Annotated in this window: 22 protein-coding genes; 6 read left to right on the forward strand and 16 right to left on the reverse strand. The window is 61.1% G+C overall.

Annotated elements, in window-relative coordinates; translation table 11 throughout:
• The 3 genes from DM813_RS20780 to DM813_RS20790 all read left to right on the forward strand — a co-directional run.
• Positions 1-2,477 (forward strand): T6SS effector BTH_I2691 family protein (locus tag DM813_RS20780; RefSeq protein ID WP_164897276.1); only part of this gene is annotated, 2,477 nt, incomplete at its 5' end.
• Positions 2,477-3,631: a DUF6708 domain-containing protein gene (locus DM813_RS20785; RefSeq protein WP_128325281.1), complete on the forward strand. Its 1,155-nt coding sequence runs from the start codon at positions 2,477-2,479 to the stop codon at positions 3,629-3,631. The genes DM813_RS20780 and DM813_RS20785, both read left to right, overlap by 1 nt.
• A 12-nt stretch (positions 3,632-3,643) precedes the next feature.
• Positions 3,644-4,741, forward strand: coding sequence for a DUF6708 domain-containing protein (locus DM813_RS20790; RefSeq protein WP_128325282.1), 1,098 nt, complete (start codon positions 3,644-3,646; stop codon positions 4,739-4,741).
• A gap of 21 nt (positions 4,742-4,762) precedes the next feature.
• On the opposite strand, the gene DM813_RS20795 is transcribed toward DM813_RS20790, so the two are convergent.
• The 10 genes from DM813_RS20795 to DM813_RS20840 form a co-directional block, all read right to left on the reverse strand.
• The gene (locus DM813_RS20795) at positions 4,763-5,773 is read right to left on the reverse strand and encodes a YeiH family protein (protein ID WP_128325283.1); all 1,011 of its coding nucleotides are present in this window, start codon (positions 5,771-5,773) and stop codon (positions 4,763-4,765) included.
• On the reverse strand, positions 5,770-6,090 hold the full coding sequence (locus DM813_RS20800) for a Rieske (2Fe-2S) protein (RefSeq protein ID WP_128325284.1): 321 nt from the start codon (positions 6,088-6,090) through the stop codon (positions 5,770-5,772). The genes DM813_RS20795 and DM813_RS20800 overlap by 4 nt, the downstream gene beginning before the upstream one ends.
• A complete protein-coding gene (locus tag DM813_RS20805) occupies positions 6,087-6,740 on the reverse strand; it encodes a DsbA family oxidoreductase (protein WP_128325285.1) in 654 nt (217 codons plus the stop codon). The genes DM813_RS20800 and DM813_RS20805 overlap by 4 nt, the downstream gene beginning before the upstream one ends.
• Positions 6,737-8,059: an MFS transporter gene (locus tag DM813_RS20810; RefSeq protein WP_128325286.1), complete on the reverse strand. Its 1,323-nt coding sequence runs from the start codon at positions 8,057-8,059 to the stop codon at positions 6,737-6,739. Before DM813_RS20810 ends, DM813_RS20805 begins: the two co-directional genes overlap by 4 nt.
• A 110-nt stretch (positions 8,060-8,169) precedes the next feature.
• Entirely contained in the window at positions 8,170-9,222 is a 1,053-nt protein-coding gene (locus DM813_RS20815; protein ID WP_128325287.1) for a 3-keto-5-aminohexanoate cleavage protein, read from the reverse strand.
• Positions 9,223-9,287: 65 nt separating this feature from the next.
• Entirely contained in the window at positions 9,288-10,136 is an 849-nt protein-coding gene (locus DM813_RS20820; protein ID WP_128325288.1) for a TauD/TfdA dioxygenase family protein, read from the reverse strand.
• Positions 10,137-10,149: 13 nt separating this feature from the next.
• Positions 10,150-11,130 carry a quinone oxidoreductase family protein gene (locus tag DM813_RS20825; protein WP_128325289.1) on the reverse strand — a complete coding sequence of 327 codons (981 nt, stop codon included), beginning with the start codon at positions 11,128-11,130 and terminating at the stop codon, positions 10,150-10,152.
• A 255-nt stretch (positions 11,131-11,385) separates the two neighbouring features.
• Positions 11,386-13,287, reverse strand: coding sequence for a potassium transporter Kup (locus tag DM813_RS20830; RefSeq protein ID WP_128325290.1), 1,902 nt, complete (start codon positions 13,285-13,287; stop codon positions 11,386-11,388).
• Positions 13,288-13,500: 213 nt separating this feature from the next.
• On the reverse strand, positions 13,501-14,379 hold the full coding sequence (locus DM813_RS20835; RefSeq protein ID WP_128325291.1) for a Dyp-type peroxidase: 879 nt from the start codon (positions 14,377-14,379) through the stop codon (positions 13,501-13,503).
• Between the two features lie 120 nt (positions 14,380-14,499).
• On the reverse strand, positions 14,500-15,522 hold the full coding sequence (locus DM813_RS20840) for an AraC family transcriptional regulator (RefSeq protein ID WP_128325292.1): 1,023 nt from the start codon (positions 15,520-15,522) through the stop codon (positions 14,500-14,502).
• A gap of 185 nt (positions 15,523-15,707) precedes the next feature.
• Between DM813_RS20840 and DM813_RS20845 the strand changes: the two genes are divergently transcribed.
• Together DM813_RS20845 and DM813_RS20850 are read left to right on the forward strand one after the other, a co-directional pair.
• Entirely contained in the window at positions 15,708-16,484 is a 777-nt protein-coding gene (locus DM813_RS20845; RefSeq protein WP_128325293.1) for a class II aldolase/adducin family protein, read from the forward strand.
• Positions 16,485-16,531: 47 nt separating this feature from the next.
• Positions 16,532-17,422, forward strand: a complete 891-nt coding sequence (locus tag DM813_RS20850) for a bile acid:sodium symporter family protein (RefSeq protein WP_128325294.1) — start codon at positions 16,532-16,534, stop codon at positions 17,420-17,422.
• A gap of 59 nt (positions 17,423-17,481) precedes the next feature.
• Here DM813_RS20850 and DM813_RS20855 read toward each other — a convergent pair whose 3' ends face one another.
• The 5 genes from DM813_RS20855 to DM813_RS20875 all read right to left on the reverse strand — a co-directional run bounded on the left by DM813_RS20855 (position 17,482) and on the right by DM813_RS20875 (position 22,301).
• Positions 17,482-18,399 (reverse strand): pyridoxal-phosphate dependent enzyme, encoded by a 918-nt coding sequence (locus DM813_RS20855; protein ID WP_128325295.1) that lies wholly within the window; start codon positions 18,397-18,399, stop codon positions 17,482-17,484.
• Positions 18,400-18,469: 70 nt separating this feature from the next.
• Positions 18,470-18,937: a sterol desaturase family protein gene (locus DM813_RS20860; RefSeq protein WP_128325296.1), complete on the reverse strand. Its 468-nt coding sequence runs from the start codon at positions 18,935-18,937 to the stop codon at positions 18,470-18,472.
• An 80-nt stretch (positions 18,938-19,017) separates the two neighbouring features.
• Complete coding sequence (locus DM813_RS20865) at positions 19,018-19,959, reverse strand: biotin/lipoyl-binding protein (RefSeq protein ID WP_128325297.1); 942 nt, start codon at positions 19,957-19,959, stop codon at positions 19,018-19,020.
• A 4-nt stretch (positions 19,960-19,963) separates the two neighbouring features.
• The gene (locus DM813_RS20870; RefSeq protein ID WP_128325298.1) at positions 19,964-20,164 is read right to left on the reverse strand and encodes a DUF1656 domain-containing protein; all 201 of its coding nucleotides are present in this window, start codon (positions 20,162-20,164) and stop codon (positions 19,964-19,966) included.
• On the reverse strand, positions 20,154-22,301 hold the full coding sequence (locus DM813_RS20875) for an FUSC family protein (RefSeq protein ID WP_128325299.1): 2,148 nt from the start codon (positions 22,299-22,301) through the stop codon (positions 20,154-20,156). The genes DM813_RS20870 and DM813_RS20875 overlap by 11 nt, the downstream gene beginning before the upstream one ends.
• A gap of 472 nt (positions 22,302-22,773) precedes the next feature.
• On the opposite strand from DM813_RS20875, the gene DM813_RS20880 reads away from it, so the two are divergent.
• The gene (locus DM813_RS20880) at positions 22,774-23,481 is read left to right on the forward strand and encodes an MgtC/SapB family protein (RefSeq protein WP_128325300.1); all 708 of its coding nucleotides are present in this window, start codon (positions 22,774-22,776) and stop codon (positions 23,479-23,481) included.
• Here DM813_RS20880 and DM813_RS20885 read toward each other — a convergent pair.
• Positions 23,478-23,693 (reverse strand): hypothetical protein, encoded by a 216-nt coding sequence (locus tag DM813_RS20885; RefSeq protein WP_128325301.1) that lies wholly within the window; start codon positions 23,691-23,693, stop codon positions 23,478-23,480. The genes DM813_RS20880 and DM813_RS20885 overlap by 4 nt on opposite strands.
• Between the last annotated feature and the right edge of the window lie 14 nt (positions 23,694-23,707).

The following is a 23,707-nucleotide window of genomic DNA, read 5'->3' on the forward strand; positions in this document are numbered from 1 at the left end:
CGCAGCTGGCCCCCACGCTGCCTGCGCACCTGGGCAAACAGCTCGTCCCGCCGCTGCGCCACAGCCGCTATGCGGTGCGCAGCATCCGCGAGGGCTACGTCTACATCTTCCTCCAGCGCCTGGGCAAGCCCTTCGTCTGCGAAGCCGCCTACCGCGCTTGCGACACTGGCTTGCTGCAAGCGGTCTGGCCCTATGACCCCGGCGTACCGATACCGGGCATCGCCGCACTCGGTGGCTGGACCGTGCAGGTCGGTGACCCGGAAGATGTCGACGAGGCCCGATTGCTGTTCACCCCGGACCCGCTCAGCCCTGAAATGGTTGATCGTTATCGGGACAACCCCGTTTACCGTAACCGCCTGCAAAAATTCGACCTGCGCACGCTCGTCAATAGCTGCGGGCTGTTTGTCGACGCCATCACCCCCTCGAACGTCGCCGGCACCGTCGCCGAGTTCCTCGCCGCTGACAACCCCGCCGCCAGGCACCTGCTGGAGAAACAGGCATTTCCCCCGTTCCGCAACGCCCTTGCACCGGGTGACGAGCCGAGGTCCATGGGCTCGATTTACCAGAGCGCCCTGGACAGCCTGATGGGTGGCGGCGGTGTCGCCCTGGTGCTCGATGACCCGATCGGCATCGTTCAGGAGCTCAATGCCTGGCGTAACGACGCCATTGAAATGAACCTGCCGTGGTTGAAGCAGACAAACAAAGAAGGCATCAGCAACGAGCGCCTGTATGCCGTAGCGCAAGCGCTGGACAACGTAGAAACAGCGATGCAGCAGGGTTATATAGAAAACGCTGTCGAAGATGCCGCGTCAAAACTCAGCGCCGCCAAATACAGGGCAATGCGTCATCAGGTCAGTTTCGGCGTGAGCTTCGAGAACATGGAAGCGCAGGAACAACGCTACGATCCGCAGACAGTACTCGATAATGCCTCTGCAGAGGCCCCCGAAGAGGCGTTCAAACGCTATCGCCCCCTGCTGGACATGCAGGCCAGAACCAAGATCAAGGATGACTTCGCCAGATGCGACCAGCAGGCGCAGGCTGAAATGGACAAGCGGTCGTCGGACCACATCGCCTGGCTGGAACACGACCTGTTGATCCAGGCATTGGACCTGTATGACCGCAAGGATGCGATCTGGGGCCAGGCGTTCATGGAACAAATTGGCCTGTGCCTGCTGGGCATGAACGGTTGCGAAAGCGGCGCAGCGAAACTGGCGGGCTGGTGGTCGGACATCAGCATCGGCGAGCGCAATCTGGCTTGGCGCGCCCTCACCCGCAACCAGGCGCAAATCAGGGGCAAAACCGTCATCGCAATCGCCGAAGCCAAAGCCGGAGAAGTCCTGACCGCAGAGAACATGGTGGCGAAACTGGCAACCGTAAACGCCCTCTTCAAAGGCGTTGCGGAGCTGCTGGGGAAAGCGGACTCAGACGTTCAGCAGGCGCTGGCAGAGGGCTCCCACAAGTGGTTTGGTGCCAATCGCCTGGGCCGCTCGCTCTCGCTATTTGCTCAAGCCCATCAATACCTCTTTGAATTGTTGCCGGACAATGCCCTTGATCGAAGGCTGGTAGCCCCGCTGTTGGGCTATATACACGCCAACCTCGGTAATCAGGTCACCCGCCTGCGCCTTGAAGATCTGGCTGCTGCAGGCCGAACCGCTAGCGAAGCACGCGTACGCGGTCAGGTGAACTATCGCATTGGCGAAGTTCGCAATACGTTGGCCTCGGACTTTCAGAACGGGCGCGCGGGCCCCTTCTACAAACTGCGCAGTGGCATCGTTGTGGCGATTATCGAATCGATCACACTGCTGACCGCTGCCTCACGCACTGACAAGCAGACAAAAGACTATGCAGAGTTGGTAGCCGCAGGATTGGTAACGGCTGCTGCAGGCTTCGAATTGACTGCGAGTGGCGTAGCAGCAGTCAGCGCCAGATTTACTCCTTCTACTGTTGTTGGGCGAGGCTCAGCCATTGTGTTGGGTGGGTTGAAAATAACGGGAGGATTGCTTGCGGCTGTAGGTGGGGGGATATCGGCTGTTTTGGCAGCACTGGATGCACGAGTAGCCCTTAGTGAAGGACGCTACACCCTTCGTAACGCTTACCTAGCACAAGCCATTGTCTCTACAGCAATCTCGACGCTTGGGGCAATGCTGTCATTGTCCGCCTCCGGCGCGTTCCTAGAATGGCTTCTACAAAACACCCAACGTGCGTTTTTACGCACGATCCTGCCGACAGTCATTCGTTGGTCGGCCGCATTGGCAGTACCTGAAATCGCCGCCATGTTGGGGTTGGCATTGGGTTGGGCAACTGTCATCGGCGTCGTTGTGGCAGTTGTTATCTGGAAAATAGCGCCTGACGACCTTGAAGCCTGGTGCAGACACAGCTCTTTCGGCAAACGCGAAGAAGGCGATTTCTGGAAGCCATTCCAAAGTGAAGAGCTGGAACTCCAACGTCTGTACGAAGCATTTAATACGGTGAACTAATGTACCTACTAGAAAAGGGCTTCTGGGCGATACAAATCGATCCCAAAACACGCGGCCAGCTGGAAGTTGATATGGCGCGAGCCCTCGCCAAAGAGAAGGCGGATAGAGAGAATGGGGGGATGGAACTATCTGGCATTCACGATCGGGTTAGCGAATGTCCAAATGCGGATGGTTCAATTTACGCTTTCAACGACACCTATATCGAACTCTACGCAGGAGCAATTCAGAAGGGCCGCGGAATTATCACAGTGCTCTCGCTCACGCTGATATCTCTGCTGTGGATATTAGTGCCAGTAAGCATTCAGCTTTTGTCCGTTTGGGTTACAGGTGTGGAATATTGGAGCAGAGCAAGCGCCACAACCTTCATTTATATTAACTCACTGGTAGAGCCAATCATTGTTGTCGGGATTGTCTGGGCAATCTACAAATACCTGTGGCGCTTCATCCGCCTGGAGAACTTCGTCCAGCGTCGCCTGCTGATCCGCTTCAATCGCGTCACCCGCCAGGTTTACCTGCACCGTCCCGGCTATGCTGGTGGCATCACCACCCTGGCCTGGGACCAAGTCTCTCCGGAGCCGGCGCTGGGCCTTCCGGAGTGGCGAGGCACGGGTACCCAACTCATGCTGGCCTGGACCAACGAGATGACCGGCCTGCCGCACTTCCATATCATGCTGGTCGGCAAGATAGCCAACGGCACCAGCGATATCGTCAACCTCTGGGAGTTTATCCGACGCTACATGGAGGAAGGCCCGCAGGCGGTGCCGAAGCCGAAAAAGCTGCTTGGCAAAATCCCCTGGCCCTGGTTGTCCCTGAAGGCGCCCTGGAGCTTTTTGCGCCCGCTGTGGCGCGCAGGCCTTACCTCCAGAGTAATGTTGTGGACCGCCGCGTTATCACCGCTGATTGTGCTGCATGCCACTTTGCACTGGATTTCGCTGTTGCTGGGCTGGGAGCCACGCTGGCCGCGCATCATCCGCGAGGCCGGCAGGCCCGGAAAGCCTGTTCCACCCCTCTCCACCGCCGCCGACTGGCCGCCACTGCCAGTAGTCGAAAGCGGGCTAATCAAACCCCGTAAGCGGCGCAGTCGGCGTAATAACGATACAACAGCACAATCCGACAGCCCCGAAACGCCACCCGACAATACAGCCAAACGCTGAGGCCGCGTCCGAATGTACCTAATAGAAAAGGGATTCTGGGCGATACAAATCGACCCCAAAACACGCGGCCAGCTTGAAGTTGATATGGCGCGAGCCCTCGCCAAAGAGAAGGCGGATAGAGAGAATGGGGTGATGGAGCTCCCTGGCATTCACGACCGGGTGAGCGAGTGTCCAAATGCGGACGGTTCAATTTACGCCTTCAACGATACCTATCTCGAGCTTTATACCGGCGCAATGCAGGACAAGCGAGGCATCGTCACGCCTTTGACACTCACGCTGGTAACGATCGTGTTTTTGTTGGCTACCTTGAGTGTTGAAATGAGTAGCGTGTGGTTTACCCACGTTCATTTCGGTGTAAAAACGCCTGCAACAACCATGGACTACGTTGACCCGATCATTATCGGCTCTCTGGTGTGTGCAATCTGCTGGGCAATCTACAAATATCTCTGGCGATTCATCCGCCTGGAGAACTTCGTCCAGCGCCGCCTGCTTATCCGCTTCAATCGCGTCACTCGCCAGGTTTATCTGCACCGTCCAGGCTACGCCGGCGGAATCACCACCCTGGCCTGGGACCAGGTTTCCCCGGAACCGGCGTTAGGCCTTCCGGAGTGGCGAGGCACCGGTACACAACTCATGCTGGCCTGGACCAACGAGATGACCGGCCTGCCGCATTTCCATATCATGCTGGTCGGCAAGATAGCCAACGGCACCAGCGACATCGTCAACCTCTGGGAATTTATCCGACGCTACATGGAGGAAGGCCCGCAGGCGGTGCCGAAGCCGAAAAAGCTGCTCGGCAAGATCCCATGGCCCTGGTTATCACTCCTGGCTTCATGGAGCTGTTTAAGGCCTCTGTGGCGCGCGGGCTTTACCTCCAGGGTGATGCTGTGGACAGTCGCATTATCGCCCCTGATTTTTCTCCATGCATCCTTGCACTGGATTTCCCTATTGCTTGGCTGGGAACCGCGCTGGCCGCGCATCATCCGCGAGGCCGGCAGGCCCGGAAAGCCTGTTCCGCCCCTCTCCACCGCCGCTGACTGGCCACCGCCGCCAGCGCCAGCAAAGAGAAACCGCAAACGCGCAAAGGAACAGACCCGGCCGAGCCGCTGATCAACTCAGCATCACCGTCCCTCACAACCCCCAATGCATCAGCGCCAACACCAGCAACACGAGGAACACCGTCTCCCCCACCATCAAGGCAATGGGCTTGAAGCCGACCTTGGCCAGTTCCTTGAGTTGGGTCTTCATCCCCAGCGCACTGATCGCGACCACCAGGCACCAGCGCGACAGGTCGTTGATACCGCCCTGCACTACCGTCGGCACCCAACCGGTGCTGTTCAGGCACGCCAACAGTACAAAACCCACCGCAAACCATGGCAACAGCGGCGGCCGCTTGCCGCTGGTGTCGTCGCCTGAGCGCCGGGTAATCATCGCGGCGCAGACAATTACCGGCAGCAGCATCGCCACCCGCATCAGCTTGACCACCGTGGCAATGTCCCCGGTTTCGGTAGACATGCTGTACCCCGCCCCCACCACTTGCGCGACATCGTGAATGGTGGCGCCAAGGAATACCCCGGCCTGGGGCGGCGTCAGTTCAAGCCAGGTGGCAATCATCGGGTAAAGGATCATCGCCAGGGTCGACAACGCCGACACGCCGATCACGGTGAACAGCGTTGCGTGCTCCTTCTGCTTGTGCGGCGGTAGCGCCGCCGCCAGTGCCAGCGCTGCCGAGGCACCGCAAATCGCCGTGGCTCCACCGGTGAGCATGCCGAACAGGCGGTTGAAACCCAGGGCCTTGGCCACCACCATCGACACGCTGATGGTCACCGCGACAATGATCACCACCAGCGCCACGGGCTTCCAGCCAAGGCTGGCGATTTGTTCCAGGGTGATGCGCATGCCCAGCAAGGCAACGCCGATGCGCAGCACCGTACGGGCGGTGAATTCGATGCCGACCTTGCAGCGGCCATCGACGGAAAGAAAATTCAGCGCCATGCCCAGCAACAGGGCAAACAGCATCACCGGCGCGCCGTAGTGCTCGCTGAGAAAACTGGCCGCTGCAGCGGCAATCAGGCTGACCAGAAAACCCGGTGCCAGCTCGCGCACCCGATTATTGACGGCGGCAATTGCAACAGTGCTCATTGGCCGGTCTCCTCGTAGACGATGTACAGCTGATCACCCTGCTGTTCGACCGGGTAGCTGTTGACCTTTAGCGCGGTAGAATTGAGCAGGTATCCGCTGGAAAGGTCGAAACGCAGGCCATGGGCGCAACACTGGATCACCCGGCCTTCCAGACGCCCGCCACACAGCGAGGCGCCTTGATGCGGACAGCTGTCGTCGATGGCGTAGAAGGTATCGGCGACGTTGAACAGCGCCAGGCTCTTGCCTTCGAACGCCAGCAGCGCACGGCCTCCGCGCTCGGGTATTTTGTGCGCTGGCACAGGGTAGCGAAGGCTCATGCCGGCACCGCCTCGTCCAGGGCTTCACGCATGGCTGCAAGCAATACAGCGGGTGGCTGTGCGCCTGAAACCGCACGGCGCTGGTTGAGGACGAAGCACGGCACACCGTCGGCGGCGTGGGCATTGCCGCCCATGAACGGGCTGGCATCGCCGCGCAGGCAATCGGCAATTTGCGTCGGGCTCAAGCCGCAGTCGCGGGCGATGTGCAGCAAGGTGACCGGGTCACCGAGGTCCTTGCCTTGCTCGAAGTAGGCGGCGAACAGGCGTGCCAGCAAGGCTTCGACCACCTGCGTGTCGCCCAGGGCTATGGCGCGCTGGAGCAAACGGTGGGCATCGCCGGTGTTGGGCATGCGCGTGATGCGCGAAAAGTCGATGTTGGCGCCGGCCGCTTGCGCGGCGCCACGTACCTGGGCCTGGCGCACACGTACAGCCTCATCGCTGCCCAGGCGCTTGCGGTAGAACGCCTCGAAGGGTTGCCCGGTGCGCGGCATGTCCGGCAGCAACTGCACACCGCGCCAGCGCACACTGACTTCAGCGTCAGGCTGCTCGAGATGCAACTGCTCAAGAGCTACCTGCAGATGACGCTGACCGATCAGGCACCAGGGGCAGATAAAGTCGAAAAATACTTCAATGGACAACACGCGCTTCACGGTTTTACCTCCTGAATCGGCGCCACTTCAGGCGACGCTTCCTGCAGGTTCTGCAGGCGGGCCATGTCGTTGTGGTAGTGGCGCTTGGCAACAAAAAACACCGCGGCGGCAAAGATGCTGATCAATGGCACCAGCTGGAACGCGGCATGCAAACCGATCACGTCGGAAACACGCCCGGTAATCAATGGCCCGGTGGCCAGCCCCAGGAGGTTGTTGGCCAGGGTCAGGGTGGCGAACGCAGTACCGTGCACCGAGTAATGCGTCAGGTTGGCGACCATCGCGCTGGACGGTCCGTTGGTGCCTGCGGCGATCATCATCCCCAGGCAGATCAGTACCAGTTGCGCGGTGCCGGTTGGCAAAGCGAATGCCAGCGACAACAGCACACAGCTGCCCAGGCAATAGCCGATGGCCAGGCTGATCTTGCGGTCCGGACGTTGACGCCCCAGACGGTCACAGAGCATGCCGCAGAGGATGATGCCGATGCCGCTGCACAGCACGATAATGGCGGCGACGACGCCTGCACGATCAGTACCCATGGCGTAATAGCGGTTCAGGTAGCTGGGCATCCAGACAATCACCGTACCGCCGACGAACAACTGCAGGCCACTGCCGACGTACGCGGCAATCACCGAGCGGCTGCTGTACAGGGTGTGCAGCGGGCGCGCGATTTTCTTAGCGGCGTCGTTCATGCGTTTCGGGGCGATTTTCGCCTCCTTGACGACCAGCGGGTACAGCACCGCCAGCAACAGGCCGAACAAGGCCATGCCGGCAAATGCCCAGCGCCAGCCCAGGTGCTGTGCCAAAACGCCGCCCAACGCCATGCCCAGCACCGAGCCGAACATGCCGCCGGCCATAAAGGCACCGGCCAGGGTCGCGCGCATGTCGCGGGGGAACACCGCCACCACTACAGCGATACCGACGCTGCCGTATGCGGCTTCGCCGACGCCGACCAGGAAACGGGCGACGAACATTTGTTCATAATTTTCTGCCAGGGCGCAGCCCAGGGTGGCGAGGCTCCAGAGGATGGCCATCAGCACCAGGCTCTTGACCCGGCCAAAGCGGTCGGCAAGCAATGAAAGAGGAAACGTGAGCAAGCCGACCATCAGGGCAACGATGCCGCTGAGCAGGCCAAGCTGGCTGTCACTCAGGGCCCATTCGCCCTTGAGCAGTGGAAAGACGGCGTTGAGCACTTGGCGCGACATGTAGTCGGATATCAGCAGGCCAAAGGTCAAGGCGAAGACAAACCAGGCATAGCGCCGTGGAATGCCACGAGAAGTATCGACACCATCATCAGTGGCGTTGGCAAGATAGGCGGCCATGCTGCCTCCTTAGTTGTCTGGCATAGATGTTTTTGTTATTCAAAAGCCTGACGTTCAGCGCGGTGGTCGGTGGCAGGCCGGCCCCCCGTCAAGGGCCGACCCGTTACCGGTCAGCCGCGCTGAGGTACACCCTTTTGACCTGGCAGGCGGTTAGGCGCCATTCCGTTGGCCTTGAGCGTTTCCTCGATGCTGCTGTACTGCTCGCCGATGCGGTAAATGGCACGGGCTTCTTTACCGTTGGCGATCTCGCGGCCCAGTTCGTGGGCAATACGTACGGTTTGCTGGATCTGTTGCACCGAGCTGAAGCGCTTGCCCTGGTGGTCGATGATCGTGTCTTCGTTGCCGCAGCGTGCGTGCAGGCCCATGGCCATGGCCATGGCGTTGAATGGCAGCACGTTCTTGAGCAGCGATTCGGACGTCAGGGTGCAGCCATCCGGGGCGCGGTGGATGAAATTGAAGAAGTTGAACGGGTTCGGGCCGTCAAAGCCGCCACCGATACCGATCCAGGTCAGGTTCAGCGGGCCCATGTAGTCGCCGCGGCGCACAATGCGCTCCAGGGTTTCCAGGGCGTGCATGCCGGTCAGCTGGAAGTGCGGCTGAATGTTGCTGGCCTGCAGGCGACGCAGGTGCTCGCGCACCCAGGCAGGGCCCGCCGGTACGGTCATTTCGCTGTAGGCGGCCTGAATCGCCGGGTGGGACAGCGAGGTGCCCTCCAGGTATTCCGGGTACAGCAGCTCCATGATGTTCATCTGGGTGGTGTTGATCGCCACCGTTACCTGGTCAGGCTTTGGCGTCAGCTCGGCGAGCATGTGACGGGTATCGTCCGACAGCCATTTGGCCGCCTCGCCGTCGCTTTCCGGGGCGAACGAGATCGAGCCACCGACCTGGATGATCATTTCCGGCACCGCTTCACGCACACCGGCAATCAATTCGTTGAATTTCGACAGGCGTTTGGAGCCTTTGCCATCCAGCTCACGTACGTGCAGGTGCAGCACCGTGGCGCCTGCTTCGTAGCAGTCAACGGCCTTTTGAACCTGCTCATCCATGGTCAGCGGGATGTCTTCAGGGAAGTCTTCAGGCATCCACTCCGGGCCATACGGAGCCACGGTGATGACCACCTTTTCCATGTTTTCCGGGTGCAGCGAATCGTCGAAGAATTGCATGTTTCCGTCCTCGGTCTTGTTATTGTCGTATTCGGTGAGCGCGCCAGTCGGCGACTGGCCTGCGCTTAAAACGTACGGTCGCCCTTGATCCCGGCGCGCTCCATCTTGCGGTGGCAGGCGGGGTAGTCCATGACCGCGTAATGCTGGGTACTGCGGTTGTCCCAGATCGCGATGCTGTTGGGCTTCCAGCGCCAGCGCACCTGGTACTCGGGCAGGTAGGCCTGGCTGATCAGGTAGCGCAGCAGATCGCCAGCGCCCGGATTGGCGTCCTGGCCGAAGCGCACCCGCTGCGGCGTGTGGTAATTGGTGAAATGGGTGGTGAAGGCGTTGACGAACAACACCTGCTCACCGGTTTCCGGGTGAGTACGCACCACCGGGTGCTCGGCATCCGGATACTGGGCTTTGAGCGCCAGGCGCTTTTCGATCGGCATCGCGGCGCCAAAACTGGCCTCGATGCTGTGACGGGCGCGCAGCCCTTCGATTTTTGCCTTAACCTCGTCCGGCAGGTTCTGGTAGGCCAGCACCATGTTCGCCCACATGGTGTCGCCACCGACCGGCGGGCATTCCACGCAACGCAGCACGCAGCCCATGGGCGGTGCCTCGCGCCAGGTGGCGTCGGTATGCCAGGCGTTTTCATAGCGGTCGGCTGGCTGGTCCGGGCGCTTGTAAATCTGCACCAGGCCCGGATGCTCCGGGTCGCTACCAGCTACCGGGTGATCTTCCAGGTCGCCAAAGCGGCGCGCGAACGCTACGTGCTCGGCACGGGTGATGTTCTGGTCACGCAAAAACAGTACCCGGTGCTTGAGCAGCTGCGCACGCAGCTGCTCGAACAGGTCGTCGTCGTGCACTGCATCGGCCAGGTTGACCCCGGACACTTCGGCGCCGATGGCGCACGTCAATTGTTCGATGTGCATGCTGAGGCCCTCTTCAGATGACGAAGATCGACGAACCGGTGGTTTTGCGCGCTTCCAGGTCACGGTGGGCCTGGACGGCGTCCTGCAGGGCGTAGTGCTGATTGATCTCGATCTTGATCCGCCCGCTGCTGACGTGATCGAACAGCTCGCCGGCAAGGTCGGCTTTCTCGACCGGGTCGGCGATATAGTCGGCCAACGCCGGACGGGTCATGAACAACGAGCCTTTCATGGCCAGGATCTGCGGGTCGAACGGCGGGATGGTGCCCGAGGCGGTGCCCACACACACCAGCAGGCCGCGGCGCTTGAGCGAGTCGAGCGAAGCCATGAAGGTGGTTTTGCCGACACTGTCGAATACCACGTTGGCGCCAACACCATCGGTCAGTTCACGTACGCGCTTGGCGACATCTTCGTGGCTGTAGTTGATGGTGTGAGTGCAGCCATGGGCCTTGGCGACTTCGGCCTTGGCATCGGTGGACACGGTACCGATGACATTGACGCCAAGCAGCTTGGCCCACTGCGAAACGATCAGGCCGACGCCACCGGCAGCGGCGTGCAGCAGCAGCGTGTCGCCCGGTTTGAAGTCGTACAGGCGGCGCATCAGGTAGGCTGACGTCAGGCCGCGCATGGTCATCGCTGCAGCGGTTTCAAAAGCGATGGTTTCCGGCAGCTTGATCAGCGCAGCGGCGCCAATCAGGCGCTCGGTGCAATAAGCGCCCAGGGTATTGAGAAACCCGGTGTAGGTGACGCGGTCGCCCACGGCGACGTTGGTGACACCCTCACCCACTGCCTGGACCACACCGGCCGCTTCCACGCCCATGCCGTTGGGCATCGGGATCGGGTAGGTGCCGTTGCGGAAATAGGTGTCGGCGTAGTTCAGGCCAACCGCAACCTGGCGCAGGCGGACCTGGCCCGGGCCGGGCTCACCGACTTCGGCGTCCTCGTAGCGCAGGACTTCAGGGCCACCCGGTTCGTAGAAGCGTACGACTTTAGACATGCTTGTCACTCCGTTCTTGTTCTTGATGCACTGCGTCAGTACAGGTTGGCTGGACAATAAGCCCTACGCTTTCAAGGTGCTTCTCATCCCGCGACAAGCCTTTTTCATTTCGTGACAAGCCCTCTGCGCTGGCTGCTGCACGGGCTTTTCTACGCCTCAAGTTCGTTGCTGTACCAACGGGCAAAGCGATGCCCTTGTCCAGAAACGACAAAACCGGCACAAGGCCGGTTTTGTTTTATGCGCAACGCAGGATGTCTACATCTCGACTTGCGTACCCAGTTCGATCACCCGGTTGAGCGGCAGTTTGAAGTACTTGAGGTTGCTGTTGGCGTTCTTCAGCAAAAAAGCAAACAACCCTTCACGCCAGCGCGCCATACCGATGCGCTTGGTCGGGATGACCGTCTCACGGCTGAGGAAGAACGTCGTGACCATGGGGCTGAAGTCCAGGCCCGGTACGTGACACAGCTGCAACGCGGCCGGCACATCGGGCTCTTCGATAAAGCCGAAATTGAGATTGACCCGGTAGAAGCCGTCGCCAAAGTCCTGCACCTCGAAGCGTTCAGCCACCGGCACCCGCGGGCGATCCTGCGACACCACCGTGAGCAACACCACCCGCTCGTGCAGCACCTGGTTATGCAGCAGGTTGTGCAGCAAGGCGTGAGGCACAGCGTCGGAACGGGCCGTAAGAAATACAGCCGTACCCTGTACGCGGTGCGGTGGCTGGGCGGCAATACTGCTGATGAACAGTGGTAGCGGCAGCGCAGACTCGTCCAGCCGCTCAACGATGATTTTACGGCCGCGCTTCCAGGTGGTCATCAGGATGAACAGTGCGGTACCGGCGATCACCGGAAACGCCCCGCCCTGGAAAATCTTCGGCGCGTTGGCAGCGAAATACAGGCAGTCGACCAGCAGAAAACACACCAGCAACGGTACCGCCAGCCAGCGTGGTGCTTTCCACAACAGCAGCACCACCGCCGCCGACAGCAACGTGGTAATCAGCATGGTGCCGGTCACCGCTACGCCGTAGGCGGCGGCAAGGGCACTGGAGGACTCGAAGCCGATCACCAGCAGCACCACCCCCACCATCAGCGCCCAATTCACGGTGCCGATGTAGATCTGCCCTTGCTCCTGGCTTGAGGTGTGCTGGATGAACATGCGCGGCACATACCCCAGCTGGATGGCCTGGCGCGTCAGCGAGAATGCGCCGGAAATCACCGCCTGGGAGGCAATGATGGTCGCCAGGGTGGCAAGCCCGACCATTGGCAGCAAGGCCCAGCCCGGTGCCAGCAGGTAGAACGGGTTGCGCACCGCCTCGGGGTTGCCAAGGATCAGTGCGCCCTGGCCGAAATAGTTGAGTACAAGCCCCGGCAACACCAGCAGGATCCAGGCCCGGGCAATCGGCTTGCGGCCAAAGTGGCCCATGTCGGCATACAGTGCCTCGGCGCCGGTCAGTGCCAGCACCACAGCGCCGAGAATGGCTACGCCAATACCCGGATGCACCACGAAAAACTGCACGGCCCAGGCCGGGTTGAGCGCCAGCAGCACTTCCGGGCGCTGGACGATGCCATACACACCCAGCGCACCGAGCACACTGAACCACAGGACCATGACCGGGCCGAAAAGGATACCGATACGCGCCGTGCCGTGCTTTTGAATCAGGAACAGCGCCACCAGCACCACCAGCGAAATCGGCACGACCCAGTGTTCGATACCGTCGAAAGCCAGCTGCAGGCCTTCTACCGCCGAAAGTACCGAGATTGCCGGGGTAATCATGCTGTCGCCGTAGAACAGTGCGGCGCCAAACAGGCCGAGCAGCACCAGCACCCGGCTCAACCGCGGATATGGTGCCGCCGCTCGCCGTGCAAGAGCGGTCAGGGCCATGATGCCGCCCTCGCCCTGGTTGTCGGCACGCAGCACGAACAGCACGTACTTGAGTGTCACCACCCAGATCAGCGACCAGAACACCAGCGACAGGATACCCAGCACACCGTCATGGTTGGCTTGCACGCCATAATGGCCGGCGAACACTTCTTTGAGGGTGTACAGCGGGCTGGTGCCGATATCGCCGTAGACCACGCCAACGGCAGCAACAAGCAGGCTGATTGAGGAAGTTTTTACAGGAGGATGGGCGCTTGCAGAGGATACGGCTTGGCTCACGGTGGGACGTCTCGGCTACAGAATGCGGCGGTAGTATCCCTGTCCGCGAGACGGCCCTTCGTAAAAAGTGCGTAAAATTTTTTGCAGCCTGACTGTCCAGAACACCGCATACCTGCAGGAGCGGATTTATCCGCGAAAAGCGGCGCAACAGACCCGACTCAGTGTCGAGCATCCGGTCTTCGCGGATGAATCCGCTCCTACAGGTCTGCTGCTTCAGCCGAGCAGTGCGCTCAGATCAAGCGTTTGGCCGTTGAGCGGCGGGCACCAGTAGTAACCACCGGTCAGCGGCGTGCTGAAGCGGTACAAGGCGTCGACCACACCGTCTTCCAGCCCGCTCATGCGGCGCAACTGGGCTTCGAAAGCGTCGAAGGAATGACCGAAGGCCAGGAACGCCAGGCCCGCGCCACGCGTATCGGCCCAGGGCATCGAACGACGAACGATAAACGCCTCAGGCTCGAAGCTTTCCTGCGCCGTACGCTTGACGTGAGCCGACTCGGGCGCATCGTCGAGCTCTTCGTTGTCGGCTTTGCGCCGGCCGATGATGTTGTCCTGCTCGGCTTGCGGCAGGGCTTTGAAGCAGTCCAGGTCGTGGCGCCACAGCTGAAACGCGGCAAAGCTCGAGCCGCTGATGCCGGGGGTATCGCCAGGGACGATGGCGGCTTCGACCGCGGCGTCTTCAACCGGGTTTTCCGTACCGTCTTCATAGCCGGTCAGGTCAAAACCGGTTTTATGACGAAAGGCATCGGTGGCCTCGGCCAGGACAAACGCCGGTGCCAGCAGCTTTTCAAGGTCCTGGCTGAGCAGCCACAGGTCGCCACGGTCTTCACCGCGCAGCCACAACCACAGGTCGTGCTGGGTGCACGGGTTGGCGACTTCGGCGTCCAGTTGCGGAAACCCGCGCAAGCCTTCGATGCTGCGATCCAGCGCCTGTACCAGAGGCGCCCCGAAACCTGCGACTACCCGTTTACCCTCCACCTGTTGCTGCAGTGCAGACAGTACGCCCGGCAATGCGGCTGGCGATTGCAGGGTAAAAAACAAGTGACGGCCTTGAGCGGGTACGGGGGCGGCGAGAATGCCTGGCTGGAACTGCATCGAAATTCATGTCCTTGAGTAAACAGCGAATCCTACTGCCTGCAGCCAGGTGCCACAAGGGCGACGGCTTGACGCAGCTTGCGCAGGGCGGCATCGCAAATCATTGAATAATAATCACTATTACGCCGCGTTTCCCGCCACACCGAGTGAAGCACGGTGCTCGTTCGGCGTGCAGCTGAACCAGCGACGAAACGCACGGAAGAAGGTACTCGGTGTAGAAAATCCCAGTAAATAAGATATCTCTTGAAGGCTCAGGCCGGATTGGGCCAGGTATTGTTCAGCCAGGGTGCGGCGAGTGTCGTCGAGCAACGCATGGAATGTACTGCCCTCCTCCTGCAACCGGCGCTGCAAGGTACGTTCGGACATCAGCAAGGCTTGGGCCAGGGATTCGCGCCGAGGTTCGCCCTGAGGCAACAAGCGACTGAGCAACTGGCGGACCTGGTGGCTGAGCTGCCCCTCGTTAAATCGTTCCAGGTAGTCATCGGCAAAGCGCTGGTGCACGGCCGCCAGCGCCGCATTGGCGGTAGGCAGTTCGGCGTCCAGGTCAGCACGCTCGAAACACAAGGCGTAATGCGTGGCATCAAACTCCAGGGGGGCCTGGAATAGCGCCTCATAAGGCCGGCTGTCTTGGGGTGGTACTCCGCACAGACGCACCCGGCGCGGCGTCAGTGGACGATTGCCTAGCCAGCGGCAGAATGCCAGGAAATATGCCAGCGAACCCTCGGCACTTTCCCTGCTGGAAGGCAGGCGGTCACCATGAATTTTCAGGGTCAGTTCATATTCGTCGGCGTAGGTGTGCAGCGTAAGGTCTGCCGCTTCACCGATAATGCGCTGGTAACGCACCAGTTGCTCGATGCCTTCGACCAGCGTGCGGCTGGACATCAGCGCATACCCCACTACATGAAACGCCGAAGGCCGAACAACTCGCGCCAGGCCAAGCCCAAGCCCGGAATTGCCGGTAACCCGGGCGGCGGCCTGCCACAGGCACGTCATGCCATCCTGGGGGAAGCGTGCTTCAGCGTCGCTCAAGGCCTGGTAATTCATGCCCAGTTGTTTGAACAACTGACGGCAATCCACCCCCTGCTGCTCCAGGGACTGGACGATGGTACTGGCCCAATGGGACGAGGTGGTGCGTTCGGTCATCTAGGGACTCTTGTTCGACAAGTGCTCAGCCGTTCTACACCAGCGCCTGAGCACAGACAACCGTGCGCGCCAGTGTGTACCGTGCAGGTGACCCGCAAGGCTAGCAGTCTGGCTGCCAAGGCAAGTTCGTCACCGCACCGGACTGGCTAGACTCGAGCCATTCTCATAAAAACAAGGAAGCGCGCATGAACAGCCTGAATTCCCCCCGTGGCGTGCAGCAGCAGGTGTCTGACCTCGAATGGCAGACCCGTGTCGATCTCGCCGCCTGCTACCGCCTGATTGCCCTGCATGGCTGGGATGATTTGGTGTTCACCCATATTTCGGCCAAGGTACCGGGCACCGAGGACTTCCTCATCAACCCATATGGGCTGATGTTCCACGAGATCACCGCCTCCAGCCTGGTAAAAGTCGACCTGGCCGGAACCAAGCAGATGGACAGCCCGTTCGAGATCAACCCGGCGGGCTACACCATCCACAGCGCAGTGCATGAGGTGCGCCACGACGTCAATTGCGTGTTGCACACCCACACTGCCGCAGGCGTTGCCCTGTCGGCGCAGCAAGCCGGCGTGTTGCCGTTGTCGCAGCAATCGATGTTTGTGCTGGCCAGCCTCAGTTACCACGACTACGAAGGTGTGGCCTTGCACGCCGAGGAAAAGCTGCGGTTGCAGGCCGATCTGGGCGACAGCCACTACATGGTCCTGCGTAACCACGGCCTGATGACCTGCGCGTCTAGCATTGCCGATGCCTTTCTGATGATGTTCATCTTCCAGCGCACCTGCGAAATCCAGCTGATGGCGCAAAGCAGCGGCGCGGCATTAGGCGTAATCCCACCGGGCATTCTTGCCGGCGCCCAGGCCATGCTCGCCGGTGTGATGCGCAGCAGCACCGGCATCGGCGGTGCACTGCCGTGGCCTGCATTACTTCGTAAACTTGATGAACACATGCCCGGCTACGCGGCCTGAGATCCTCGCCTACACTGGCGCACATCCCTTTTCAGCGAGCCTATGACATGACTGCATCGCCTCTGCTCAGTGCCTTTTTACCCATTGCCCTGGGGTTCATCATGCTCGGGCTGGGGTTGACCCTGACCCTGGCCGATTTCGCCCGGGTGGTGAAATTCCCCAAACCCGTGCTGATCGGCCTGGCCTGCCAGATCCTGCTGCTGCCCTTTCTGTGTTTTCTGATCGCCAAGGGCTTTGGCCTGGCGCCGGCGCTGGCAGTGGGCCTGATGCTGCTCGCTGCGTCGCCGGGCGGCACCACGGCCAACCTGTTCAGCCACCTGGCTCATGGTGATGTGGCGTTGAACGTGACCCTCACTGCGGTCAACTCGCTGATCGCGATCCTGACCATGCCGTTGTTGGTGAACCTGTCGCTGGCGTACTTCATGACGGCGGATCAGGCCATCCCGTTGCAATTCACCAAAGTCCTGCAGGTATTCGCCATTGTCCTGGTACCGGTGGCCATCGGCATGCTGATCCGCCGCCTGGCACCGGGGTTTGCCGCACGCATGGAGCGGCCGATGAAGATCATTGCTGCGCTGTTTCTGGTGTTTACCATTGTTCTGGCCATGGTCAAGGACTGGCAAACAGTGGTCGACTACGCCCCGGTGGTGGGCGGCGCGGCTTTGCTCTTCAACCTGTTGAGCCTGGGCATTGGCTACTGGCTGCCGCGTTTGTTGAAGATTCCCAAGCGCCAGGCGATTGCCATCGGCATGGAAATCGGTATCCACAACGGTACCTTGGCCATTGCGCTGGCCTTGGCGCCGACCTTGCTCAATAACTCGACCATGGCCATTCCCGCAGCGATTTACAGTTTGATCATGTTCTTTACCGCAGCGGGTTTTGGCTGGTGGGTGAGCCGCGAGCCGGCAGGTGCGACTGAAGTGGCGCACCAGGAGTAAAGCCCGCAAGCCGCCTTCAGCCCTGAAGGCGGCTTTGGCCAGGATGGGACGCTACCCCTTTAGCAAGCCGCCCGCCACTGGCGGATCTGGTCGATGGTTGCGGTAACGCCGCCACAAACGATCACCAACACCTTTTGATAGCGTCTGAGCTCATCCGATGGCGTGTAAGCCAGCGCCAAGGCTGCGCCACAGGCGGGCTCGACAAGGATGCGTTGATCCGAAAGAAACTGTTCGCACGCCGCCAGTGCCGCCTGATCACTGACAACGTGGCTGTACACGGGGCGTTGCTGGCTCCATTCGAACGCACGCTGGCACACCTGTTTGGCCGCCAGTGACGTCGCCACGGTGTTGACGCTTTCCAGCGCCACCCATTGCTTCTGCGCCATGGCGGCCGCCAGCGAGGCGGCACCTGCGGTTTCAACCGCGAATACCGGCAGTTGATCCCAACCGTTGCGTTCAAGGCCTTCACACACGCCGGAAAGCAGACCACCACCGCCTACTGCGACCACCACGGCGTCGGGCTTCAGGCCGCTGGCGGCCACTTCATCAATCATGCTGGCATGGCCCTGCCAGAGCAGCGGGTCATCAAAGGGATGGATATAGGCATCGTCGTCGCCCAGCAGCGAAAGCGCCAGAGCGTTGGCCTCATGCCAGGCCTTGCCGTGGACGATGACCTCGGCCTGTTCCTGGCGGATCAGCTGTTTGGCCCGCTCGGTGGTGGTTTCCGGCACTACCACGGTAACCGCCAGGCCCAGGCAGCGGCCGGCATAAGCCACGGCGATGCCGGCGTTACCACCCGATGAGGACACGAAACGGCGTTTGCCCTGCTTGGCATAGACCTCGCAGGCAGCGCCAATGCCGCGCAACTTGAACGAACCCGAGGGCTGCAAGGCGTCCAGTTTCAGCCAGATGTCCAGACCACTGGCCAAGCTCAGCGGGCGGGAGGCCAGCAGCGGGGTTTCGATGTACAGGCTCATGCTTCAACTCCATGTAGGGTACTGCTCCAGCCTACGCCTAATGCGTCCGGCGATCTTGTACGAAATTGCGCTACTGGCTTCTGCGCCGTTCGCGCAACTGACGTTTCAGCTTGTGCATCGGCGGCGCATACAGAAAACCGAACGACACACTGTCATCCCGCCCCTTCAGCGCATGGTGCAACAAATGCGCCCTGTACAAGCGCTTGAGATACCGGTTGCGCGGTCGCGGCTTGAACGGCCAGTGCCGGTGCACGATACCGTCATGGATGATCACGTACAGCACGCCAAACGCCGCGACCCCGGCGCCTACCCATTGCAGCGGCGCATGCCCGGCTCGGCCCAGCGCTACCAGGCCGAGGGCGATCAACGCCAGGGCAGCCAGGTAGATATCGTTGGTTTCCAGTGCGCCCAGATGAGGCTCGTGGTGCGAACGGTGCAGAAACCAGCCCCAACCATGCATGATGTAACGATGCGCCAGGTAGCCGATACCCTCCATGGCTGTCAGGGTGCAGAGAAATACCGCGAAATTGAGCATCATGAGGACATCTATCGGCTGGTGGGCACAAACGGCCAGAAGCCTACCATTTTGGCTCGCTCGGCAGGAGGCATTTCGTCACGCTACTGGCGTACGGTCACCGTCGCTGTGGTACCGGCGCGCAGGTTGTTCCTGCCGCTGTAACCGGGGTCGATCTCGATGCGTACCGGAATGCGCTGTGCCAGTTTGACCCAGGTGTAGCTGGGGTTGACGTTGGCCAGCAGGCGACTGCCAGGCGCGTTCTCGCGGTCGGTGATTGCGTAGGCGATGCTCTGTACCTTGCCGTCGAAGTGTTCACCGCTCATCAGGGCAATCTGCACCGGATCGCCTACCTGGATACGTGGCAGTTTGGTTTCCTCGAAATAGCCGCTGACATAGAACGAACTGCTGTCCACCAGGGCCAACAGCGGGCCGCCAGCGCTGGCGTAATCCCCCTGGCGGGTCAGCAGGTTCGTCACATAACCGCTGACCGGCGCAAGGATACGGGTGCGCTGCACGTCGAGTTGTGCCTGGTTCAACGCTGCCGTGGCCAGTTGCACGTTCGCAGTGGCCAGGCTCAGGTTGGCCTGGCCCCGCATCAGTTCGGCCTGGGCGACCGCAACATCGGTACTGGCCTTTTCCCACTCTTCACCGGAGATTGCCGCGGTCTGCTTCAAGGTGCGCCGGCGCAGTTCTTCGCTTTGACGCTGCTTGAGCAACGCCTGGCTGGCAACAATCGCCGCCTGGGCCAAACCTTCGCTGGCGCGGGCGACTTCGATGGCACGATGGGCATGGTCCACCGCCAGGGCATAGCGCTCAGGGTCGATTTCCAGCAGTAGATCGCCTTTGTCCACGTGCTGGTTGTCGGCTACCCGCAGCGCAACGATGCGCCCGGCGACGTCTGCCGACAAGGTTACCACGTCTGCCCGCACTCGCGCATCACGGGTCCAGGGAGCACGGGTGTAGTGCTCCCAGGCGAACCAGCCGAGCACCAGCGCCAGCGCCACAATTGCCAGGGTCGACGCCTGGGCCACGAATTTCTTCACTGTTTCAGCTCCCCATGAACAGGATGATCAAGGCACAGACGCAGGCATACAGGGCGCCCTCGAACAATGCCGGGTGCCACACCCGCTGCATAACCCCCAGGCGTTGCAGCAGCCACAGCAACGCGAACAGCAAGGGCACGGCCAGCAACAGTGCCTGGGCTATCGGTGGCAGGTAAACGCCACCGATCTCGAAATCAATGGGCAAGCGCTGGCTCTCCTTCAGTAACGGGATCAAGGTAGGTACTGTAATGGCGCAGGAAACCGGCGATTACCAGCAAGGCGACGCGAATGCGAAACAGCGAGCGCAGTTGCTCGGGCGGCGCGTGAAACTGTTCGCTGTGCAACGCATCGAGTTCTTCGCCCAGCGCCTGCAAGGTATCGAGTAAAGCCGATAACTGGCCTCGGGTGCGGCCCGCCACAAAGCGCCCGGTGTTGCGCAGGACCTGCTCCAGGCGTTCACGGGTGTTGTCGGCCAGCAGCAGATTTAACCGCCCCTGCTCCTGCAACTGCCGCAATGCCACACCCAGGGCCATGCACGCCAGATTGACGTCGAACAGCACTTTGGAACGGCTGTCCTGAACGGCTGGCAGCAGGCCGAGAATCAGCGTCAGGCGGTCAACCATACGGCTCTCGAAGGCAAACTGGCGCGCGTCCGAGGTGGGCCCCTTGAGTAACGCATAGACCTGCTCGCGGGTTTCGCGGAACAGCCGCTCGATGCGCCGCTGCGGGTTGAACGGGAACATCCAGGCATACACCAGCAACGACAGCACGCCGCCACAGATATAGGCGCCGGCGAATTCAAACCACTGCATGGCGGTGTTCTGCCAGGCCCCGATGTTCTGCGGACCGAACATCAGGAAACTGGAAAGGCCCAGGCCCATGCCGATCCCCGCCGTCATTGGCGTCGACAGGCCCACCGCGACGACATACAGCAACGGCAGCAGCAACAGCGCGAGCATCTCGAAATCGACGACCTGCGGAATCAGCCAGAACTGGTACAGCGCCGACACCACTAAGGCCAGGCCCAAGCCGCGCATGTAGTTTTGCGCGGCCATCAATGGCCGTGGGAAGGTGGCCATCAACGAACAGAGAATGCCCACCAGGATCACCCCGGCACGGGCCCCGTCCCACGCCGTCTCGATCCAGATCAGCCCGGCCACCAGCAAGGCGCAGAACGCGCGGCTGGCGTTCATCGCCGCCAGGCGCCAATCCAGATGCAGGGGGTTGGTCAATGGCTGGCGGTACAGGCAATCACCGGCACGGCCTTCCTGTATCGCGTCGCTGAGTTCGAGCATTTCGCTCAATTGTTCGAGCAGCCGTGCCTGCTCCCAGCGCAGTGCCCAGGCCAGCGAGCGCAACGTTGCCGGCATGTCATGCTGTAACTGCTCGGCCTGCAAGGCGGCCTGGTCGAAACGCCGCTGCAAGGCACTGAAGTGTTCGCGGGCGTTGCTCGGCATCGCCCTGCCCTGTTGCGCCAACTGGTCAAGAAAGGCCAGCTCGTCTGTAAGCAACCGATTGATGAAGTCCGGATACGCGCCCGGCCAGCGCTCGGCAATCATCAGTTTCTGGTTGCGCAGTACGGTCAGGCGTGAACTGAGCAGCACCAGCTGGTTGCCCAGCAGTTGTACCAGGCCATTGGCGCCGCGCAGGTGTGGCGCGTCGAAATACAGGTGCCTACGCAGCCCCTCCAGCGCGCTGATTTCACCGAGGATCTGCATTTGCCGCTGGCTGAACGCGGCCGCGCTTTCTTCGCCGCGAATGGCCGCGGCGGCGTGACTGGCCATCAGCTTGATCAGGTTGTCGACCTTGGCGAAATAGCCCTTGGTAACCGCCTGGGGACGAGCGCTGAGCAAGCTGACCACACAAACGCAGGCCACTGCCAGCAAAGTTTCGGTAACCCGGGTGATGGCCAGCATCAGGGTGTTGTCTTGTTCGGGGATGGCAAGCATGGCGACCACCACGGCGGTGAAGCCGCTGAGCACGAAGGCATGCGAGCTGGTGTAGCGCAACAAGGTGCCGCCGGCGGTACACAAGGCCAGCCACAGTGCCAGGGTGACCAGAAATGGCAACGGGGCCTGGGGAAACAGCGCCATGATCAGCACCGCCACCGCTGCCCCGACGGTTGTGCCGACAACCTGGGCAAAACTGCGCTGCAAGGTCATCCCGCCGAGCGGCTGGCTGACGATAAACACCGCCATGATCGACCATTTGGGCTGGTCGAGGTCAAAGATAAACGCCAGATACAGGGTCAGCAGGCAGGCGATGATGGTGCGCAAGGCGAAGCGAAAGGTATCTGCGCCTGGATGCAGAATCATGTTGAAGTAGTTTATCAGTGGCTGCATGCCGCTCCCCCGCCGAACCGTGACTACAACCATAGCCATAGCGCCTGGCCGGCGGTAGCGGCGTGGACACACTAGAGCGTTGCAAATCCGGAACACTGGCGTTCCAGATGCATTCCTACAGCAATTGTCATGAAAACAACCTTGACCCTGCTGCCGTACAACGTTAGTTTCTCGCCCGCATTTTTGCATGCCTATACAGGAGTCCTGAATTGGACAGTAGCTCTGGTCGATTGCGACAGACCCCTACGGCGCGCTAGTTCAGCAGACTCTCTTCTCTGCCACTGCTACGCCGTACATGGCGGACAGTGGCGCCTCGCATCCGCTTGGATGACGACGCTTCATTCTCCTTCCCTGCCTGGCCGTCACGAGGGTTCGTGAACCTGGCTTGTGGGCCTGCGCAATCCATTTGTTCATCCCGGTATCGAACCCGTTCGGTGCCCTGGCGGCGTGTGCCGCGAGATTGAGGTTTGTCATGGACTGGAAAGTTTTTCTCCTGCGCGTTGCTGTCGCGCTTGTACTGGGTGCGCTGATCGGCGCAGAACGTCAATTGCGCCAGCGCCTGACCGGCCTGCGCACCAATGCCCTGGTCAGCACCGGCGCTTGCCTGTTCGTGTTGATGACCCAGGCGGTGCCGGGCATGGCGGCTACCGATGCCTCGCGCATCGCGGCCTATGTGGTGTCGGGTATCGGTTTTCTTGGCGGCGGGGTGATCATGCGTGACGGCCTGAATGTACGCGGCCTCAACACCGCGGCAACGCTCTGGTGTACGGCGGCCGTTGGCGTGCTGTGCAGCATGGGCCTGTTGCTTGAGGCGGCATTGGGTAGCTGCGTGGTGCTGTGCGCCAACATCCTGTTGCGCGACATTGCCCAGCGTCTCAACCATCAGGACGTGCTGCCTGCTACTGAAGCTGAACAGCGCTTCGAGGTGCGCATCACCTGCCGTGCCGAAGACGAGATTCAAGTGCGCAGCCTTATGCTGCACAGCTTCGGCAATGGCGGATTGCGCCTGCAGTCGCTGCACAGTGAAGACCTGGCCAACCCGGCCAAGCTGGAGGTGCGCGCCGAATTGCTTGGCAGCCCGGAGGCGCCCACGCAACTGGAGCGCCTGGTCAGCCGGGTCAGCCTGGAAAAGGGCGTCAGCTCGGTGCGTTGGCAGGTGCAGGAGCTGACGGCTGACTAACGACGTTCGTCAGACAGCGGTGTGGGTTGATCAGGCTCCGGTAAACGCGTGTCGTCATCCGGGGCGTCGGGCAGGCGCTCGATGTCCTGGGGATGCTCGCGCCGTTGCGGGTCGCCATCAACATTAGGGTCAGTGACCGGATCGTGTACGCGTTGCGGGTTGTTCAGCGGATCCTTCCAGAGCGGATCATCCTCGGGACGTTGCTGGCTCATGGCAGATACCTCTA

Origin of the sequence: Pseudomonas alkylphenolica (assembly GCF_004025535.1) — a bacterium.
Lineage (GTDB): Bacteria > Pseudomonadota > Gammaproteobacteria > Pseudomonadales > Pseudomonadaceae > Aquipseudomonas > Aquipseudomonas alkylphenolica_A.